At 58.1% G+C, this 1,669-nt stretch carries 1 protein-coding gene and 1 pseudogene; one reads left to right on the plus strand and one right to left on the minus strand.

Annotation, left to right across the window (positions count from 1 at the left end):
- The first annotated feature begins 855 nt into the window (after positions 1–855).
- The gene (gene cysC / locus FOZ70_RS37685) at positions 856–1,386 is read left to right on the plus strand and encodes an adenylyl-sulfate kinase (RefSeq protein ID WP_124475157.1); all 531 of its coding nucleotides are present in this window, start codon (positions 856–858) and stop codon (positions 1,384–1,386) included.
- A gap of 123 nt (positions 1,387–1,509) precedes the next feature.
- On the opposite strand, the pseudogene FOZ70_RS38470 reads toward cysC, so the two are convergent.
- A pseudogene (locus tag FOZ70_RS38470) lies at positions 1,510–1,669 on the minus strand (N-acetyltransferase); the annotation flags it as partial.

A 1,669-nucleotide genomic window follows, 5' to 3' on the forward strand; every position in this document is an offset into this window, starting at 1 on the left:
GAGGAAGTGCCGGAGAGCACGGCGATCGTCGCGCAGGGTGCCGATGTGCAGCAGCGGCCGTTCGCGCCGCGGCGGAAGTGACGCACTGCAGTCCTGACGAAATGGAGCGCATTCCGGTATCGAGTACATCAGCGCGACATGGTAATCGCGGCCGTCCCGTTTTCAGTAGCCAGCATTCGCTACCGCGACGGTAGCCGGAAGGGATGCGCAACCGTGCCCGAAAAAATAATTGAGCAGGACTCCGCCAATAATGCCCCGATTCAATAACTCGGCGACGGAGTAGAGCTACGGAAGCAAACCGCGAGGACGCTTCCGCAGATTTCACTGAATAAAAAATTAATACTCTTGCAATTTCATGCCAGCCAGGAATCGAGTGACATAATCAGCTGACGGTCAGAGATGTTTGCAGGAATTCTGCGGCACCTCTTCTGGAAATCGTCGTCATTCTTCTAACAAATACGGCGCCAGTCGTTTGCTCTCCCGACTCCCTCGTGGCACAGGCCCCCACCAGGACTTGCTGCAAGCGCGACTGGAAGGCGAAAGGGGCGAAGATTCTACGCGCGTTTGCACCTTCTCGGCCAGCGCGTTTATTTCGAACCGTTACGAAGAACCGGAAATCATTACCGAGCAGATACTGCACGCAAGCCGTCGCGCCACATATGGACAAAGCTTTATTCCTGATTAAAATATTCAAGTTACAAAAAATCAGAAGGCACGTTACAATTCGCCTACGGACGAATCCGAACCACAATAAAGTAACGACGCAGTTCCCGGCACATCGAATCCGAGATGACTCAAGATCTCCAGACCACTCTCCCTGTCACGCTGACGGGTAATCCATCCGTGCTTTCCAGCATGAAGCAGGATCATGCCTTCGTGGTATGGCTCACCGGGGTTTCCGGTGCCGGGAAATCGACGCTATCGAATCTCCTGAAGGAACAGCTCGATGCTCGAGGCCTTCGTTCCTTTCTGCTGGATGGCGACCAGCTCCGCGAAGGATTGAATCAGGATCTGGGGTTCAGCGACGCGGACCGCCACGAGAATATTCGTCGGACGGCCGAGGTCGCGCGCCTGATGGTGAATGCAGGGCTTGTCGTCATCGTCGCCCTGATCTCGCCGTTTCAGGAAGCGCGCGCCAGGGCGCGCGCGCGCTTTGCGCCCGGGGAGTTTTTCGAAGTCTTTGTCGACGTTGAGCTGGATGTCGCGGAAGCGCGCGACCCAAAGGGACTGTATGCGTTGGCAAGGCAAGGCGCCATTCGGCAGTTCACCGGCATCGAATCGACCTATGAAAAACCGGTATCGCCCGATGTGCATGTGCGCACGGGTAAAGCAAGCCCGCTGGAATGCGTGCACGCAATCGTTCAGAAATTGCCATTGAACGGCTGATACAGGCACGGCCGCCGGCTCATCTGCTCGCCTACTACCCTCACCTTTTTCGGCGCGCCATTTTGGCGGGCGACGGTTGAACTGCCTGCTTTACGCCTCGCCGACCGCCTCGCCGACCAACTGTCATGGTTGGCCGCGACGATCAAACCGCATCCGGACCGAATCAAGTCCGGCGGGCAGCCGGCGCGAACGGGCGCGCGGCCGCGGCATTGCGGTGAACCCGAGCCGTTCGTACAGCGCGCGGGCCCTCGCGTTGCGGGTCAGCACGTCGAGGACGACATCG

Origin of the sequence: Burkholderia sp. COPS (assembly GCF_019425585.1) — a bacterium.
Classification (GTDB): Bacteria; Pseudomonadota; Gammaproteobacteria; order Burkholderiales; family Burkholderiaceae; genus Burkholderia; species Burkholderia cepacia.